This window comes from Pseudoalteromonas sp. M58, assembly GCF_042604605.1.
Taxonomy (GTDB): Bacteria; Pseudomonadota; Gammaproteobacteria; order Enterobacterales; family Alteromonadaceae; genus Pseudoalteromonas; species Pseudoalteromonas tetraodonis.
Map to the genome: position 1 here is coordinate 382,936 of NZ_CP152391.1, position 17,261 is coordinate 400,196.

The 17,261-nt window shown below is 40.0% G+C and carries 15 protein-coding genes and 1 pseudogene; 11 read left to right on the forward strand and 5 right to left on the reverse strand.

Annotated elements, in window-relative coordinates:
- Positions 1-32: 32 nt before the first annotated feature.
- Positions 33-1,415 carry a Na+/H+ antiporter NhaC family protein gene (locus AAGD16_RS16985; protein ID WP_008112356.1) on the reverse strand — a complete coding sequence of 461 codons (1,383 nt, stop codon included), beginning with the start codon at positions 1,413-1,415 and terminating at the stop codon, positions 33-35.
- 302 nt (positions 1,416-1,717) lie between these two features.
- On the opposite strand from AAGD16_RS16985, the gene AAGD16_RS16990 reads away from it, so the two are divergent.
- Positions 1,718-2,227, forward strand: a complete 510-nt coding sequence (locus AAGD16_RS16990) for a GNAT family N-acetyltransferase (RefSeq protein WP_377115330.1) — start codon at positions 1,718-1,720, stop codon at positions 2,225-2,227.
- A 2-nt stretch (positions 2,228-2,229) separates the two neighbouring features.
- On the opposite strand, the gene AAGD16_RS16995 is transcribed toward AAGD16_RS16990, so the two are convergent.
- The 3 genes and pseudogenes from AAGD16_RS16995 to AAGD16_RS17005 form a co-directional block, all read right to left on the reverse strand.
- On the reverse strand, positions 2,230-2,838 hold the full coding sequence (locus tag AAGD16_RS16995) for a PqiC family protein (RefSeq protein WP_028834116.1): 609 nt from the start codon (positions 2,836-2,838) through the stop codon (positions 2,230-2,232).
- On the reverse strand, positions 2,838-4,493 hold the full coding sequence (pqiB, locus tag AAGD16_RS17000; RefSeq protein WP_377115333.1) for an intermembrane transport protein PqiB: 1,656 nt from the start codon (positions 4,491-4,493) through the stop codon (positions 2,838-2,840). Before pqiB ends, AAGD16_RS16995 begins: the two co-directional genes overlap by 1 nt.
- Positions 4,490-5,718, reverse strand: a pseudogene (locus AAGD16_RS17005) (PqiA/YebS family transporter subunit). Before AAGD16_RS17005 ends, pqiB begins: the two are co-directional and overlap by 4 nt.
- A gap of 130 nt (positions 5,719-5,848) precedes the next feature.
- Between AAGD16_RS17005 and AAGD16_RS17010 the strand changes: the two are divergent.
- On the forward strand, positions 5,849-6,619 hold the full coding sequence (locus tag AAGD16_RS17010) for a substrate-binding periplasmic protein (RefSeq protein WP_368485788.1): 771 nt from the start codon (positions 5,849-5,851) through the stop codon (positions 6,617-6,619).
- On the opposite strand, the gene AAGD16_RS17015 is transcribed toward AAGD16_RS17010, so the two are convergent.
- Positions 6,620-7,429: a thioesterase family protein gene (locus AAGD16_RS17015; protein WP_377115336.1), complete on the reverse strand. Its 810-nt coding sequence runs from the start codon at positions 7,427-7,429 to the stop codon at positions 6,620-6,622. It lies immediately after the preceding gene.
- A gap of 239 nt (positions 7,430-7,668) precedes the next feature.
- On the opposite strand from AAGD16_RS17015, the gene dnaK reads away from it, so the two are divergent.
- The 9 genes from dnaK to AAGD16_RS17060 all read left to right on the forward strand — a co-directional run bounded on the left by dnaK (position 7,669) and on the right by AAGD16_RS17060 (position 17,258).
- The gene (gene dnaK, locus AAGD16_RS17020) at positions 7,669-9,585 is read left to right on the forward strand and encodes a molecular chaperone DnaK (protein ID WP_013463167.1); all 1,917 of its coding nucleotides are present in this window, start codon (positions 7,669-7,671) and stop codon (positions 9,583-9,585) included.
- A 215-nt stretch (positions 9,586-9,800) separates the two neighbouring features.
- Positions 9,801-10,940: a molecular chaperone DnaJ gene (dnaJ, locus tag AAGD16_RS17025; protein WP_013463168.1), complete on the forward strand. Its 1,140-nt coding sequence runs from the start codon at positions 9,801-9,803 to the stop codon at positions 10,938-10,940.
- A gap of 104 nt (positions 10,941-11,044) precedes the next feature.
- Complete coding sequence (gene ybaK / locus AAGD16_RS17030) at positions 11,045-11,506, forward strand: Cys-tRNA(Pro) deacylase (RefSeq protein ID WP_377115339.1); 462 nt, start codon at positions 11,045-11,047, stop codon at positions 11,504-11,506.
- A 182-nt stretch (positions 11,507-11,688) separates the two neighbouring features.
- A complete protein-coding gene (locus AAGD16_RS17035; protein ID WP_058155943.1) occupies positions 11,689-12,057 on the forward strand; it encodes a response regulator in 369 nt (122 codons plus the stop codon).
- 135 nt (positions 12,058-12,192) lie between these two features.
- Complete coding sequence (locus AAGD16_RS17040; RefSeq protein ID WP_377115341.1) at positions 12,193-12,444, forward strand: hypothetical protein; 252 nt, start codon at positions 12,193-12,195, stop codon at positions 12,442-12,444.
- A gap of 163 nt (positions 12,445-12,607) precedes the next feature.
- Positions 12,608-12,871, forward strand: a complete 264-nt coding sequence (locus AAGD16_RS17045) for a hypothetical protein (RefSeq protein ID WP_029609945.1) — start codon at positions 12,608-12,610, stop codon at positions 12,869-12,871.
- A gap of 171 nt (positions 12,872-13,042) precedes the next feature.
- On the forward strand, positions 13,043-14,773 hold the full coding sequence (locus AAGD16_RS17050) for an ATP-binding protein (protein ID WP_377115344.1): 1,731 nt from the start codon (positions 13,043-13,045) through the stop codon (positions 14,771-14,773).
- Positions 14,766-16,127 carry a sigma-54-dependent transcriptional regulator gene (locus tag AAGD16_RS17055; protein ID WP_377115347.1) on the forward strand — a complete coding sequence of 454 codons (1,362 nt, stop codon included), beginning with the start codon at positions 14,766-14,768 and terminating at the stop codon, positions 16,125-16,127. The genes AAGD16_RS17050 and AAGD16_RS17055 overlap by 8 nt, the downstream gene beginning before the upstream one ends.
- A gap of 174 nt (positions 16,128-16,301) precedes the next feature.
- Positions 16,302-17,258, forward strand: coding sequence for a porin (locus tag AAGD16_RS17060; RefSeq protein ID WP_377115350.1), 957 nt, complete (start codon positions 16,302-16,304; stop codon positions 17,256-17,258).
- Positions 17,259-17,261: the final 3 nt, after the last annotated feature.

A 17,261-nucleotide genomic window follows, 5' to 3' on the forward strand; every position in this document is an offset into this window, starting at 1 on the left:
ATGGTTTTAGTAAAATGGCTACCATGGCCATGTTAGGCCATAAGTAAAAAGCCAATGATGGCAAAGCCTGCAGCAATTAAGGTATAAGGTAATTGCGTTACAGCATGACTGATCAAATTACAGCCAGAGCCTTGTGCTGCTAGTACGGTTGAATCAGAGTAAAAACAGGCTTGGCTACCAAATGAAGACGCTGAAAGTAATGCGCCAATCACCAATGGAATATTTGCATCAACCGCCGTCGCAAGGGGCATGACAATAGGAATTGAAACCGCAAAAATCCCCCAACTTGAACCCGTCGCAAACGCTAATATCGACATCGCAATAAATACCACCGCAGGTAAATAGCCAGCGGTCATATATGGGCTTAAGCTGCCAATCACAAATTGTGGTAAGCCAATTAAGTCGCATACATCTTTAAAAATAAAGGCGGCAATCACGGTTCCAATTGCGGGGATCATACTTTTAAAACCATCCAGCATACGCTCAATCATTTCGCTAAAGCTCATTAATTTTTGTAACGCATAAAATGGTAAAGTGACAGCCATTGTCGCTAATAGACCTTTGTACACATCTATTTCAAAATATACGGTAAATGCGACTAATAAAATAATCGGCAACAAAAAGTTATATAACTTACCTTTAGGATCCGCATCTTCAAAGTGTTCCTCCGCTGCTTTTACTGCATATTCATCGGCGGTTTGAACTTGAGTATAAATCGCAGGCTCTAAAGTAGGAGCGTGAGTTAGCGCCTGTTGCTCGGCTTTTTTCATGGGGCCAAAAGTAGGGATCACGCCGGCAATAACCAGCACCACAGTCAACACCGCAAACCAGGCATAAAACATGTACGGAATGGCTTGAATATAAACGGCAATGCCTTTGCCTTCTTCTGCAATGCCGTTATCCACTAACAGGCCACCAAAAAATACAGCCCACGTTGACAAAGGGACGAGTACACAAATAGGCGCTGCCGTTGAATCAACAACGTAAGCGAGCATTTCACGACTCACTTTAAATTTGTCGGTGATCCGCTTCATGGTTTCACCCACGGTAAGCGCGTTTAAATAATCGTCAATAAATATCACGACACCCAAACAAAAGGTCATAAATAAGGAGGATCGTTTACCTCGGGTGTACTTTAAAGCCAAACTACCAAACGCAGAAGCCCCTCCAGTGCGCACTAATAAGGCAATAAGCGCACCAAAGCCGCCACACACAAGTATTAACCAACCAATGGTTTCATCTGTCATTACTTTGAGTGATGTGCTGGCAAAATTTGAGAGAACTTTGCTAGGGTCAGCTAAAACAAGGCCAACTAATGCACCAATCAGTAACGATAAAATAGGGCGGCGTAAAACAACAGCCAATACAACCACTACCGCAGGCGGCAGTAGAGTTAACGCAGAAGGTTCAAGCATTTATAAGATCACAAAATTAAAAGCAGATTTAAAAAGTAAACTGCTTATACAAAAACAAAGAAGATGATAAGTTTGTTGTTAAATCATTTTCCAAGTCACTGCTTTTGCACGCGTGGAGGGCACTTAAAAAATTATGTTAAATTAATAGTTTTAGTGAAACGCGTTGGCTTTGGCGCCAGACGGCGCAAGGAATGCATGCCGCTATTGTTGTGCCTTTAAAAACATCGGCGCAAAAATAATCTTCTTTTTTATTTCAGTCAATAAAAAAATATCGGGTCGTTAAAAATTTATTAGGAGTTATTTTGAATATTGCTTTTACAACAGAGCGCTTACACATTCGCTTCGCACAAATAGCAGATGCGGCAGAGTTATTTAAGTTGGTTAATCAGGCTAATTTCACCAAATACATTGGTGATAAAGGTATTTATACCTTAGACGACGCTAAAAAATACATCAAAGACAGTTTTATATCTGCCCATAAGCAGCATGGCTTTGGGCCTTATATAATCGCATTACATGATGAAACACTAGTTGGTATTGTTGGGTTTTATCAGCGAGCTGTTCTGCAATATCCCGATTTAGGGTTTGCGCTAAAAGACGGTTTTGAAAAAAAGGGCTATATTTTTGAAGCGGCAAATACCTTGCTAAGCCATAGAAAAAACTTGGGGATTAACCAGGTTACGGCGATCGCCCGCTGTGATAACCGCGCATCAAAAAATGTATTACAAAAGCTCGGTTTTAAAACCCAAGGTCAAGTGATCATAGAAAGCACTAACATTGCGGTAGATGTATATTTACTTAATACAGAGTGAAATTAAATTCGCGCTTTTTCAATTTCTTTTGCCGCAAGGATGTTGATTTGTTGCCACATTTTTTCAAGAGTAGCCACCAATGAATCATAGCCATCATCATCGATTGGCATAACAGATGAAAAATTATGGATGCTTAGTAAACGCCTACCCGATTCTGGGTGAGTGTAGTATAAACGCCATAGCCCTGAAATATCTGCATTACCTTGCAGATCACCGTTAAAGTGGTGTAGTTCGTATTCTAATTCGTAAAATGTTTGTTGCTGTTGGTCAGTAATAACGGGTAAGCCTTTAATAACCATCCAGTTTGTCATGGTATTAAATAATGTTTGCTGCGCGCTGGCACTGAGCATAACATCTGGCGACTCACCCCATAGATGATAATTAGCAGCATGGATTTGATTACTATCTACTTTCATAGCAATACCCCGATTATTCAATGCGCCTCTTAGGGTGACTGTTTGCACGCGCAGTTGTGCCTGTGTATCTTGCACATTTCGCGAAGAGTCATTAATGGGCTGCTCAAATTGGTAATACTGAATTGTTGTTTGAATAGCAGAGCTGCAACCACTGATAAAGATCACACCCGTTAAAAGTAAAAATAGTGCCTTCATTATTGCTTCCTCGGTTGTGGATCGTTAGGTAGTGATTTGTCAAAAATGAGCATATTAGGTTGCTCGTTTAAGCCACGGGTAAGAGGCTGAAACTCTTCTGTTAAACGTTTAATTTGTAGCAGTGTTTGCTCAAGTTGATAGTGCATTTGAGAGCCTGCTTGATAGCTTGCCATGGTTTTATCAAACTGGCGCATGGTTATTTCAAATTGTTCCATACTTTTGGTTATTTTTTCGAGATTACGATTAAAGTCGCCAGGTAAATTTTGTGTATCGGGCTTATTTAATAATGTGCGCATCTCACTGGCCAGAGCTTGATACTCGCTAAAGGTTGATTGCATTTTTGCCAAACTGTCTTCAATTTTTAAATTATTCACTTTATTAAGTACATCCGATACTTGATCGGCAAGTACCGTTATACCGCTCGATACACTAGGAAACACATCGTATTGAGCAAGCTTTTTAAGCTCGCTTTTTGGGGTGTCGGTATAAAAGTCAAAATCGACGTAAACTGCTCCGGTTAGCAAATTACCCGGTTTAAGTGACGCTCTCATGCCATTTTCAATCCACTCGTTAACGCTTGTTTCCCAATACTCTTTTGCTACCGAGGTGATATGGTATAAACGACCATATTCTACTTTTATCAATACCGGAACTGCGGTATTTTTAGCGCGAAAATGAGCCGGTTTCCCATCTATAATTACATTGGCGGGCGCTTCAACCACTGTGCCGACGCGAGTACCTCTATACTCAACTGGCGCACCAACACGGAGTCCTCTAATCGATTGTTCGAATTCAATAAGGTAATAATCAAAATCATAGAAACGCTCTTCTAAAGCTTGCTTATAACTTTGACTCAAAGAAAAGCTATGACCATCTTGTGCTAAATCGCCAGGGGCTTGCTGATCAGGTAAGCCAACAGAAATACCGCCTTTTAATAATTTGCTTAGTGAACCGGTATTAATGTTTATGCCATCAGCAGAAAGATCTATCTCAATACCTGAGTTAACCCAAAAAATAGAGTTTAAAGTGATCAGGTTCTCATAGGGGGCTTTAATAAAAATACCGTATTGCATTGCTTGGTTTTTCCAATCAAAGGTGGCGGTTTCTATTTGGCCTATTTTGTAGTTTTTAAAAAATATACCAGTACTCACATCAAGTACCTCAGCATTGTAACTGAGTAACTTAAAGCGTCCACCTTGAACATGTTTACCAATTAATGCGGGCTCTTCTTGCAGGGTAAAGCGCTTTTTAAGTCGGTTACTTTCTCCCGGTGAAAGCTCTAAATAAACCCCTGAAAGTAGGGTACTCATACCACTGATCCCAGTTTCATCAATGCGCGGCTTTACTACCCAAATACTGGCATCTTCGGTGAGTAAATTATCATAGTTTTTATCTATTTGTGCTCGGGCAATTACACTGTCTTGGCTGTCAGAAAGGCGGACGTGATCAATTTGACCTATTTTAACACTTCGCACTTTTATTTCTGTTTTACCAGCAATAATCCCCTCTGCTTGGGGCATAGTGATGTAGATTGTTTGCCCTTTATTTAATTGATACTGATAAAGCATCCAAACACCAACAAATAAGGCAACCACAGGAATAATCCAAATTGCAGAAATACTTGATTTTTGTGCTATGTTAGCTGTTTTAGTCATGCTTTATTCTCTGCGTTATTATTTTTGGTGAGTCCCACAGTAGGCGAGGGTCAAATGCGTGTGCCGCCATCATTTGGCATAATACCATAACGGTAAAAAAGACAATGCCCAAACCGGGTGTAACCGACATTAAATTTCCTAGCTGCACCAGTGCAACTAATATAGCCACAACAAACACATCAATCATAGACCATTTACCTATAAATTCAGTAAGTTGATACACTTTTGTGTAACCTTTTGTATGCAGGTTAGCGGGTTTTGTAACCATAAAACACAAAAAGCTCAAAATAAGCGCTTTGGCTAACGGTACCACCACACTGGCAAAAAATATAATAATAGCAATAGGATACGATCCACTATTCCATAACGTAATAACACCCGAAATAAGGGTTGCAGGTGTTTCATCCCCTAGGCTAATAGTGTACATAATGGGGAGCAAATTCGCAGGAATATAACAAATCAGAGAAGTAACTAACCATGCAGCCGCTTTTTGTACGCTGTAGGGGTTTCTTAAATACGTTTTACTGTGGCAACGAGGGCAGATTGATTCAACGCTTAGTTGATGGCAAACATGGCAGGCTTTTATATTCTCATCAATAGCCCGCTCAGCGGTTGAAGTATTTTGAAGTGTAGTGGCAGGGCTTACTTGTGACCACAGCCTAGCACGATTTAAACGCGTCAATGCACTAACATAAAAAATAACAAATCCCACATAGGCAAAAAAACTGATACCAAAGCTAACTTCAGCCAATGACATTATTTTTACCATGCTAACTAAAACACCAATCAGAAATATTTCTGACATGATCCAAGGCTCTAGCGTTAATGTGAATTTTAATAGTTTTCTTGCAACTGCTTGCGGCAGTGCTTTGAGTGCGCCTAAATGCAAAGGGATCAAAATAATCAGTAAACTCATAGGCAGAATAATAATGCTGATATCAATAAATAGGCCGAGTAAGTCACTATCATAGTTAAATAAAATCCGTGCTGCGTCGGGCAGAGTAATAGTTTGGGTAATGCCATTACTACTAAAAGAGATAAACGGATAAAACATACTGCTGAGCAACATTAATAATGCGCTTAAACTCAGTGCGACTATTTCAGTGTCATGGTTTATATTAATACCGCGGACTTTATGGCTACAGCGTGGGCACAATGCCACTTGTTTGGCATTAATCTCGGGAATATCAATGATAAGATCACAGCTTGGGCAGGCAGTTTGCAAAATGTTAGCTTATAATTAATTCAATAATTTAAATATTGCTATAAATAATAGTTAAATACAAACGCTGCGGCTAAATTACTAAAGAAAAGTAACCCCAATAACTGAAAATAAAAACGGATTAGGTGAAAGAGTGAAAGTTGTATTTTTATTGGCCTTAGTGTGTTTATGTGGCGATAGTTTTGCATTTGTTAATGATATTAAGCAGCAACGAGTCATAATTGCGGCTAACCCTACTGTTGCGCCTTATGTAATAAGTGAAAATGATTCAGGTATTCAGCTCGAGATTGTAAAGGCAGCACTTAACAATCAAGACATAAATGAGGTTGATGTACATTACATGTCAAATCAGCGTGCAGATGCTTTATTGAATCAAGGCCATGTTGATATTGCATTAAATTACTCGGGTATTTTAATTGCTGGCATATATCGAAGCCAATCGGTTGTTAGTTATGAGAATGTGGTGGTGAGTCTTAAAAAGAGTAACTTCACTATTAATAGTATTTACGATCTGGCGACTAAAAGTGTTTTAGCATTTCAAAATGCGCCTGCTTATTTACCCAAAGAATTTGGTCATAACTTGGAAAACTTGAGAGGCTATGAAGAGGTATTCAATCAACAAGCGCAGATACACCATTTAATGGCAGGGTGGGTTGATACGATTATTCTCGATAGGCGTATATTTCTTCACTACTTAAAGGAATATCAAAAAACCAATGCCACTAAAGATTTTGTTATTCATGCTATTTTTCCACCTGCGGCAAGGCCTGCGTATTTTAACAATGATTTGCTGAGACAGCAGTTTGACAAAGGCTTAGCAAATATAATTCAAAGCGGTGAATATCGCACCATAATGCTTAACTTAGATAAGCAATATACCCAGCGCGACTTCACTCGTTTTTAATTAATCAAATAAGGCAACCGTTTGGCGGGTGAGTGCAATAAGCTCACCCGATTGCGACCAAATACAGCCATCTTCTAAGCCGTAGCCATCTTTTGAATGATGAGTGATTGCTTCAAAACCCAACCATTCACCTGGTGCTAAATTAGGCGCTTGTACAAATTCTAAATACCACGACATGCTACTAGCCGGTGCAGGTTGCTTAAACATTTGTAGTAATGTTGGCGGCCATGCGTCAGTAAGAGCAATAACATGAGCTTCTGTAATTTCTTCAGGCGTGTGTTTAAATCGCATCCAACCACCAAGGTGAGAGGTTTGCGCACTACTAAACGGCATGGCGCCTTGTTGCGGGCATAAATCAACATGCTGAAAAAATTCTGGCATTTTCCCAGGTACAAAGCCTAAACAATGGCCTTCGTTTACAGGGTGTAAGGTTAACGACTTTGATACCGGCACATTAATTGATGAGTTACGATTTTTTGCAAAACAGGCCTGCACGATGACACACACCGCATCATCTTGAATCGCTTTGGCGAGCACTTGGGTACTGCTTTTACCTTCACGTAATATTTCTACCGATAATGAAAACGGTTTTTCAGCCAATAATGGCCCTACAAAGTTTGTACTTAAAGAAAGCAGTCTTCTTGATGAATCAACTTTATTGCGCATTGCTTGATAAAGTAGCGCAGCAGAGAGGCCACCAAAAGCAGTACGACCTTGGCACCAGTTAGCAGGAAACTGCATGGTATCGGTTAACGGGTCAGTTTCCTGACTCGCTTGGGCTGCTTGTTTTAATAATTGTTCAAAGTGCACAAATAATGTCCTTTTGCTGTTATTTGCTAAATTTATATCACACCCAAACTCATCAGACCAGATAATAAATAAGCTCCCAAATTACAAAAAATGAGCAATCCCTACTCTTTTTAGGGTTATTTAGTAAATAAATTAAAAAAAATGCGTTTTTTTTCATTTTTACAGTTGAATTAAGTTTATGGCATCCCTATTAACTAGTCATCGAATGTATTAACGAATTTAGAAGTTGGAGAAGATTCATGGGTAGAATTATTGGAATCGATTTAGGTACTACTAACTCTTGTGTTGCAGTACTTGATGGTGACAAAGCACGTGTTATTGAAAATGCGGAAGGCGATCGCACAACCCCGTCTATTATTGCTTATACGCAAGACGGTGAAACGTTAGTAGGTCAACCTGCAAAACGTCAAGCGGTAACTAACCCAACAAACACGTTATTTGCAATCAAACGTTTAATTGGTCGTCGCTTTGAAGACGAAGAAGTACAACGTGATATCGGCATCATGCCTTTCAAAATTATCAAAGCAGATAATGGCGATGCATGGGTAGAAGCAGGCGGTGAAAAACGCGCTGCACCACAAATTTCTGCTGAAGTACTGAAAAAAATGAAGAAAACGGCTGAAGACTTCTTAGGTGAAGAAGTAACTGAAGCGGTAATCACAGTACCGGCATACTTTAACGATTCACAACGTCAAGCTACAAAAGATGCGGGCCGTATTGCGGGTCTTGAAGTAAAACGTATTATCAATGAGCCAACAGCTGCAGCCCTTGCATACGGTATGGATAAAAACCGTGGCGAAAACGTAGTAGCGGTATACGACTTAGGTGGTGGTACTTTCGATTTATCAATCATTGAAATTGATGAAGTTGAAGGCGAGCACACATTTGAAGTACTTGCGACAAATGGTGACACTCACTTAGGTGGTGAAGATTTTGATAACCGTGTAATCAACTACTTAGTTGCTGAATTCAAGAAAGATCAAGGTATCGATTTACAAAATGATCCGCTTGCAATGCAACGTGTTAAAGAAGCAGCAGAGAAAGCAAAAATTGAGCTTTCATCAGCACAATCTACAGAAGTTAACCTTCCGTACGTAACCGCTGATGCATCAGGTCCTAAGCACATGAACGTGAAATTAACACGTGCTAAGCTTGAGTCACTGGTTGAAGACTTAGTGACTAAGTCGATTGAACCGCTTAAACGCGCATTAGCTGATGCTGACCTGTCTGTGAACGATATCAACGATATCATTCTAGTGGGTGGTCAAACGCGTATGCCACTTGTTCAAAGAACAGTTGCTGAATTCTTTGGTAAAGAGCCACGTAAAGACGTTAACCCTGATGAAGCGGTAGCTGTGGGTGCTGCGATTCAAGGTGGTGTACTTGCAGGTGACGTGAAAGACGTACTATTACTAGACGTATCACCATTATCTCTAGGTATTGAGACGATGGGGTCAGTAATGACAGCACTGATTGAGAAAAACACCACGATTCCTACTAAGAAATCGCAAACATTCTCAACAGCAGAAGATAATCAATCTGCAGTAACTATTCATGTGTTACAAGGTGAGCGTAAACGTTCAAGTGATAACAAATCGCTAGGTCAATTTAACCTAGAAGGCATTCGCCCAGCACAACGTGGTACGCCACAAATCGAAGTAACATTCGATGTTGATGCCGATGGTATCTTACATGTATCTGCAAAAGATAAAGATACAGGTAAAGAGCAAAAAATCACTATTCAAGCATCTTCTGGCTTAAGCGATGAAGAAGTTGAAAAAATGGTTCGTGATGCAGAAGCGCACGCTGAAGACGATAAAAAGTTTGAAGAGTTAGTAGCTGCACGTAACCAAGCTGATGCACTTGTTCACGGTACACGTAAGCAAATTGAAGAAGCGGGTGATGCTCTGCCAAGCGAAGACAAAGACGCGATTGAAGCGGCTGTTGTGGACCTAGAAGCAGCAATTAAGAGTGACGACAAAGCAGAGATTGAAGCGAAAACGCAAGCGCTTGCTGAAAAGTCTCAAAAGCTAATGGAAATCGCTCAAGCTAAAGCACAACAAGCTGGTGGTGACGCTGGTGAACAACAACAGTCAGCTAAACAAGATGACGATGTTGTTGATGCAGAGTTCGAAGAAGTTAAAGACGACAAGTAATTGTTGCTAACGCTTCTCGCTAATTTAAAACACATGACCAAATCAAGTGTTTGAGTTAGGATGAACACATGAGGCGCGTAGGCTAAAGCTTAACGCGCCTTTTGCATGTAAAGAGAAGTGAATAAAACGCTTTAAAAATTCAATGATAAATCGATATGATTTATCGGTTTGTCCAGCAGCTAACGCTGTAAATAGAAAAGAGTAGTGTGATAGATATGTCAAAACGCGATTATTACGAAGTCCTCGGCGTAAGCAAAGATGCGAGTGAGCGAGACATAAAAAAAGCGTATAAACGCTTAGCGATGAAATATCACCCCGATCGTACCGCCGGTGATAAAGACCTTGAAACTAAATTCAAGGAAGTTAAAGAAGCTTACGAAATACTGACTGATGCGCAAAAGCGTCAAATGTATGACCAATACGGCCATGCAGCCTTCGAACAAGGTGGTGGCGGTGGTCACGGTGGCTTTGGCGGCGGCCAAGGTGATTTTGGTGATATTTTTGGTGACGTATTTGGTGATATTTTTGGTGGCGGCGGTGGTCGACGTCAATCACGCCAGCAACGTGGCTCAGATTTACGTTACAACATGGACTTAAGCTTAGAAGAAGCGGTTCGTGGTAAAGACGTTGAGATTAAAGTACCTACTTGGGTTAGTTGTGAACCATGTGATGGCAGTGGTGCTAAAGCGGGCTCTAAACCAAAAACATGTACAACCTGTCATGGTGCAGGCCAAGTACAAATGCGCCAAGGTTTTTTTGCCGTGCAGCAAACCTGTCCGACGTGTCATGGCCAAGGTCAGATCATTTCAGATCCTTGTAATAAATGTCATGGGCAAGGCCGTGTAGAAAAAACTAAAACGCTATCGGTTAAAATCCCGGCAGGCGTAGATACTGGCGATCGTATTCGCTTATCAGGTGAAGGCGAAGCAGGCATGCATGGTGCACCAGCAGGTGACTTGTATGTGCAAGTATCTGTTCGTGAACACAAAATATTTGTTCGTGAAGCTAATAATTTATATTGTGAAGTACCAATAAGCTTTACCACCGCAGGCCTTGGCGGTGAAATTGAAGTGCCAACGCTTGATGGGCGTGCAAAGCTTAAAATACCGTCAGAAACACAAACGGGCAAAATGTTCCGTATGCGTGGCAAAGGTGTTAAGTCAGTACGCAGTGGCGCTCAAGGCGATTTAATTTGTAAGGTTGTGATTGAAACGCCAGTTAATTTAAACGAGCGTCAACGTGACTTACTTAAAGAATTAGATGAAAGTATGGGCAAAGACAGCTCAAAAAACCGCCCTAAAGAGCAAGGTTTTTTTGATGGGGTTAAAAAGTTTTTTGATGACTTAACTAAGTAATTAGTCGGATCAATAGACCCTAGTAAAAACGGCGCTTTTTTAGCGCCGTTTTTTTATGTTTAATGTGCTAAATTATTAGGGAAATTTATTTTGGACTTTATCAGATGACCCCCGCTATAGAGCAGCTAAAAAAAAGCGATATTAAGTTTGACATACTTAGTTACGAGCACGATATAAACAATACTAATTACGGCCTCGAAGCGGTTGAAAAGCTTAATCTAAATAGCGCCCAAGTATTTAAAACCCTAGTGCTTGAAACCTCAGAGCAACAGCTTATTGTAGCGGTGACTCCCGTCACTCAGCAGGTTAATTTAAAACAGCTTGCGAAGCTTTGTGCAGTAAAAAAAGTGATGATGGCAGACCCACATAAAGTGCAGGCGAGTACCGGTTATATTTTGGGAGGAGTAAGCCCCCTTGGCCAAAAAAAACGGCTAAAAACATACATACACTCCAGTGCGTTAGATTTTGAAATGATATATGTTAGTGCCGGAAAACGAGGGTTAGAAGTAACACTAAGTGCAAAAAGCTTAGCACATGTAACCCAAGCTTCGTTTGCAGTTTTTTAAACTTTTGTTTAGCTAAAATAAGGGGATACAAGTATCCATCTGATTACTTGCGGCAATAGGTATTGTTAACTAATGTTGTTACTACACATAACACGTTTTTGTTAATACCTTTTAGATTGGCGTGTCGCCTTTACTTTGTTTTAACGAAAATTTGCTCGCAGCTATTTTGGTAAAACATACGCATGAAAATACTTGTTGTTGATGATATGCCGTTAATGCGTCATGTATTAATTAATATGTTAAGGCAGTTAAATTATAAAGATATTGTTGAAGCCACAGATGGGCTTCAAGCATTAAACATACTGCAAAATCAAATGTTTGATTTGGTTATAACAGACCTTCATATGCCTAAAATGGATGGCATTACTTTACTTGATAATATTAGAAAAGATGCCGAGCTGAAAAACCTTCCTGTACTTATGGTGACCTGTGAAGATAGTTCTTCGACTGTCAAAAAAGCGATTAATGCTAAAGTGTCAGGGTTTATCGTAAAGCCTTTTAATATGAATGTGTTATCAGCTCAATTAACCCGTTTATCGATAAAAGCCTAAAGCGAATCGTTTATAAAGTAGAGTTATCTACCGACTGTTTAAAAAATGTATTAGCGCAACAGCCGTTCATTATTTTCTACCCTGATGTGATAGCATTATGCTATTAACTAATCGTAAAGTAATTATTGAGGAAGTATGGCTAAGCCCAATAAAAAAGGGCCTACAAAAACGGTCGATATATTTTGTTCTGCGTGTAAGGCACCGTTATTCAAATACCGTAAAGGTGGCAAAGGTGCTTTAGTAAAATGTTTTATAGAAAGAATAACCCAAGATCACACCCATACTGAATGCGTATGTCCAGGCTGTGAACGACCTTTTGCCCGCCCCACAATTATAAGAGGAACCCTTGCCTATAAAATGATTGGTGGTAAAGTCACGTTTAAATAAACGTTTCGTTTATAGCCTAAAGTAGTGCGGGGCGGACATAAGCCCTTGTTTGCTTTTTTTGCACTGGTAAACTTCGCTGGTTTTGCTGTTTCAATGATTGAAAAAAACCCTCCCCATGGATTGGGCCAGTCAGTTGGGTTTTAAAATGGAAAAGGATAGACGTGTGATCGCACTTTTATTTGATATTGTTGGTATGAGTGGCACTTTTTTAGTGGTTGGTTCATTTTTTTTGCTGCAACTAAATAAAGTTTCACCTAAAAGTTTAACGTATAACTTAATGAATTTAAGTGGCGCTATTTTGTTACTTATTAGCCTTTGTTATAACTTTAACTTAGCAAGCTTTGTGATTGAAATATTTTGGATTGCAGCCTCATTAATTGGCTTATACAAATACTTTAAAGACAAACCTGTCGTTGTAAAAGCGTAAATTAAGCTAAAACAGCACACCTTAAAAGGTGATTAAACCGTGGAATGTAATATTTCACGGTTTTTTAGTTTCAGTACAATTGTTAACAAAAAGTTTCTTCTGCAAAGGGGGATAACTCGTTACAATATTAGCTATTACTTATTATTGGCATCATAGTTGTCATAGGCGTTTATGTTCTCCATCCCCAAAAAAATTATTTTTGCCTGTATATTGTTAGTACTATTATTGGTGGTCACCTTTTCGTTTGGTCGTGCTTATGATTTAGGGCAAGCCAAAATTCAAGCTGATCAACAAGTCATCCAATTAAATAATTATATCGATAACGAACTCGCTCGATTTGCGGCTATCCCTCAGCTGCTAACTGAAAATAACGTATTGATTCGTTTTACTAATAATGAATCACAACACTTTAATGCAATTAACAATTACCTTGCTGATATTCAACAAGCCAGTGGTGCCTCAGATGTATACATACTAGATACTCATGGCGATGTTATTGCCAGTAGTAACTGGCAAACCGACTATACATTTTTAGGTAGTAACTTTGCATTTAGACCTTATTTTAAACAAGCGTTTGCCGGTGAAAAGGTCGCATACTTTGCACTTGGTCAGCGCTCAAAAGAGCGCGGAATTTATTTTTCCCAAGCTATTTACCTAGATGGAAAAGCCATTGGCGTGGTGGCGCTTAAAATTAATGTCGCTAAATTTGAAAACGATCGTTCGCTTTTAAATACCTCAAAAGGAAGCCATTTTTATTTGCAACTTGCCGATAATATTATTGCCATGTCGGATGAACCCGAATGGCGTTTAAATAGTTTTACAGAGCTTGATATTACCGCGCGTCGTGATATTAAACAGCGCCGTGCTTACTTAGATCATCAACCGCTACAAATTAAACAACAGCGCTACAAAAGCCAGGGCATTGAGCAATTTAAAATTGCTAAAGATGAATACGTTGCCGCCTCAAGACCCTTAACGCATCTGAATGCAACCATGACAGTGCTTGTTGATATTTCAAACATTAACGCCTTACAGGTGCCTAGATTGTTATGGCTAGTGTTGTTTTATTGGGTGTTTATTTTTGTTGGATATAGCTTATTGGCACGCTTTGCCGGGTATAAAAAATTACTGTATTCGCGTCACAGTTTAGAGCTCGAAGTACTAGAGCGTACCCAAGCACTCGAAAAAGCCCAAACCGCATTAGTACAGTCGGCAAAATTAGCCACTATTGGGCAATTGAGTGCGGGCATTAATCACGAAATTAACCAACCGCTCAGCGCAATGAACACCTATTTAGCCAGTGCTAAAATTTTCCTAAAAAAGGGAAAGCTCAACGCATTAAGTGAAAACTTAATCATTATCGAGAATTTGGTAGAGCGGGTGCATAAAATAGTGGCGCAGCTTAAACACTTTAGTAAACCGGCGGCCATGCAACTGCGACCTCATCCACTGTCGGCGTTATTAAACAATGCGTTGATGATCACCCATCCGCAACTTAAACAAGACGATGTTAACGTAAGTGCACCGCAGTTTTCGCAAGAGATCACGGTGTGGGTTGATGCATTAAAATTTGAGCAAGTACTGGTTAATGTGATCACCAATGCATCACAGGCAATGAAAGGTGAGCCAGTTAGAGAGCTCAGTTTTGATGTTGAATGCTTTGAAGAGCGCGTTAAGCTTTCTATATTAGATAGTGGCCCTGGTATTGAGCATCATGTGCTGGGGTCTATTTTTGAACCTTTTTATAGTACTAAATCAAGTAACGGTTTAGGGCTGGGCTTGTCGATTTCAAAGCAAATTATTGAATCATTTAATGGTTACTTAACTGCACATAATCGCCCTGAAGGCGGTGCGCAATTTATTATTAGTTTATCAAGCATAGAGGCCACTAAAAATGATTGAAGCCGTTGTTTGCAAACAGATTATTGTTATTGATGATGAAGCGATGATCCGCGATTCATTGAATCAGCTATTAACGCTTGAGGGGTATGAGGTACAGTGTTTTAGTGATGCAAGTGTTGCCTTAAGTCGCTTAAATCGCAGTTTTTGTGGCATTGTACTTAGTGACATAAACATGCCCACTATGGATGGTTTAACCTTTATTGAGCAGGTAAAAGCATTCGATAGCGAACTACCCGTGATATTTTTAACCGGTTATGCTGATGTCTCTGTTGCGGTAAAAGCGATGCAATTGGGCGCGTATGATTTATTTGAAAAACCACTGAACGAAAATTTATTAGATTGTATTGCCAGAGCCTCAGATAAACGTGCTTTAGTAATGGAAAACAGAGCGCTGAAGCGCGCGGTTGAGAAAACGTCGGCGCCCGGTGTGCGTATTTTAGGTGATACGCTTAAAATGCAGCATATGATGAACCTACTCAACACGGTGATAGATACTCCGGCTGATGTGCTGATTGAAGGTGAAACTGGCACAGGTAAAGAATTGGTTGCCCGTTATTTACACGACCATAGTAACCGTTCAAGCTGTCAGTTTGTGGCTATTAACTGTGGCGCAGTCCCAGAGCAATTAATAGAAAGCGAACTGTTTGGGGCTATCAGCGGAGCCTTTACTGGCGCAACACACGATCGCAAAGGTAAATTTGAGTTTGCACAAGGCGGCACCGTTTTTTTAGATGAAATTGAAAGCACTCCTTTATCGCTTCAAGTTAAATTACTACGGGTGCTTGAAGAGCGAAAAGTAACCCCCGTTGGTGCTAATAAAGCCATCGAGCTTGATATTCGTATTGTCGCAGCCACCAAAGTCGATTTACTTTCGCTGGTAGAAAAAGGTGAGTTTAGAGCCGACTTATATTACCGACTTAGTTTAGTAAAAGTCAGCATCCCTGCATTAAGAGATAGAAAAGCAGATATTCCACTGTTATTTAAGCATTTTAGTTCTATTGCTGCGACCCGCTTTCATAAACCGTTAGGGGCGCTCAATATTGAACTACAACAACGTTTACTAGCGCACGATTGGCCTGGCAATGTGCGGGAATTGAGAAATCAAGCCGAGCGCGCGGTATTGCTAGGCCCCGATCTGGCATTTGCACAAAGTGACTCAAGCAACAGCACGCTATCATTAGATTTGAGCCTAGCCGAAAAGGTCAGCTTTTATGAGCAATCCTTAATTGAAGAGGCGCTAGAGCTTAACCATGGCAGCATTAAAGATACTATGGCAACCTTACAAATTGCGCGTAAAACCCTCTACGATAAAATGAGTAAATATAACCTTAATCGAGATATGTTCACCGATTAATGGGTGGAAATGGTGATATTGAGTGTTTTTTATGTGTGGAAACCCGCACATTTCAATGTTTATTTTTAAACCTTTATTTTTTAAATCACTGAAAATTATTGTTATTTTTTAGTTGGTCATGTTCTTGCTTTGTAGGTGCAGACAACAAGTAGCATCACATAATTAGGACACATAATGAAAAACAATATATTCCAAGGTTCAGTACTTGCTGCGTTATGCAGTGCTGTCACGTTACCTGCAACCACTTTTGCTGCAGACTACACAGTGTATGGTAAAGCCGAAGTACAAATTGCTAACACCGATACAGGCATAATGCGTTACGCTGACGAAGGCACGCAAATAGATGCCCCTTTTTCGCGTATTGGCATTAAAGGTGACCATAAATTAAATGAGTATTTTACCGCGGTATTTAAATACGAAGTTCAAGTAAAAGGTTTTGAGCACGACGACACCAATGAGCCTTTTGCAGCACGCAATACTTACCTTGGTCTAAAAGGTGCTTTTGGTGAAGTGGTGGTTGGGCGAAATGACACGCGCTTTAAATATTCAGAAGGTAAGCTTGATAATTTTAACGAAACCCAAGCTGATATTGCTCAAGTAATTGCAGGGCAAGACCGCTTAGGCGATACCATCACCTATACCTCTAAGTATTGGCATAACGCGCAGTTTTCATTTACCTATGCGCCAAAAGATGACAACAAAGATAACGAAGCAGGATTTGCTGCTACGCTAATTTACGGCGACCGTAATTTAAATAAAACACCTTACTCTATTTCAATCAGCCATGTTGATTCGCTTAATAACATTAAAGCAAGCCGTATTGCGGGTGTGTATAAGTTTGAAAAATTACAATTAGGGGCATTGTACCAGCATTCAGAATCGATTGACGGCGCTAAGTCTGGCAACGGTTATGTACTAAGCGCAAGCTATAAGTTAGACAAATGGGTACCTAAAGTACAATTTGCAAAAGATGATTCAAAACTACGTCAAACATCAGACGCTACCCAGTGGACCACGGGTGTAGATTATGTATTTGACAAGCAAACCACAGCTTACCTTTTATACACTGACCTCGACCTAGAAGAAAATGCTGATAGCAGTGTTGCACTTGGTCTTAAATATAAATTTTAAGGG

What these genes read in the sequence shown, in the direction of transcription:
- AAGD16_RS16985 (WP_008112356.1), bottom strand. Translation starts at nt 1,415, where the DNA reads ATGCTTGAACCTTCTGCGTTAACTCTACTGCCGCCTGCGGTAGTGGTT.
- AAGD16_RS16995 (WP_028834116.1), bottom strand. Translation starts at nt 2,838, where the DNA reads ATGAAGGCACTATTTTTACTTTTAACGGGTGTGATCTTTATCAGTGGT.
- pqiB (WP_377115333.1), bottom strand. Translation starts at nt 4,493, where the DNA reads ATGACTAAAACAGCTAACATAGCACAAAAATCAAGTATTTCTGCAATT.
- dnaK (WP_013463167.1), top strand. Translation starts at nt 7,669, where the DNA reads ATGGGTAGAATTATTGGAATCGATTTAGGTACTACTAACTCTTGTGTT.
- dnaJ (WP_013463168.1), top strand. Translation starts at nt 9,801, where the DNA reads ATGTCAAAACGCGATTATTACGAAGTCCTCGGCGTAAGCAAAGATGCG.
- ybaK (WP_377115339.1), top strand. Translation starts at nt 11,045, where the DNA reads ATGACCCCCGCTATAGAGCAGCTAAAAAAAAGCGATATTAAGTTTGAC.
- AAGD16_RS17035 (WP_058155943.1), top strand. Translation starts at nt 11,689, where the DNA reads ATGAAAATACTTGTTGTTGATGATATGCCGTTAATGCGTCATGTATTA.
- AAGD16_RS17040 (WP_377115341.1), top strand. Translation starts at nt 12,193, where the DNA reads ATGGCTAAGCCCAATAAAAAAGGGCCTACAAAAACGGTCGATATATTT.
- AAGD16_RS17050 (WP_377115344.1), top strand. Translation starts at nt 13,043, where the DNA reads ATGTTCTCCATCCCCAAAAAAATTATTTTTGCCTGTATATTGTTAGTA.
- AAGD16_RS17055 (WP_377115347.1), top strand. Translation starts at nt 14,766, where the DNA reads ATGATTGAAGCCGTTGTTTGCAAACAGATTATTGTTATTGATGATGAA.
- AAGD16_RS17060 (WP_377115350.1), top strand. Translation starts at nt 16,302, where the DNA reads ATGAAAAACAATATATTCCAAGGTTCAGTACTTGCTGCGTTATGCAGT.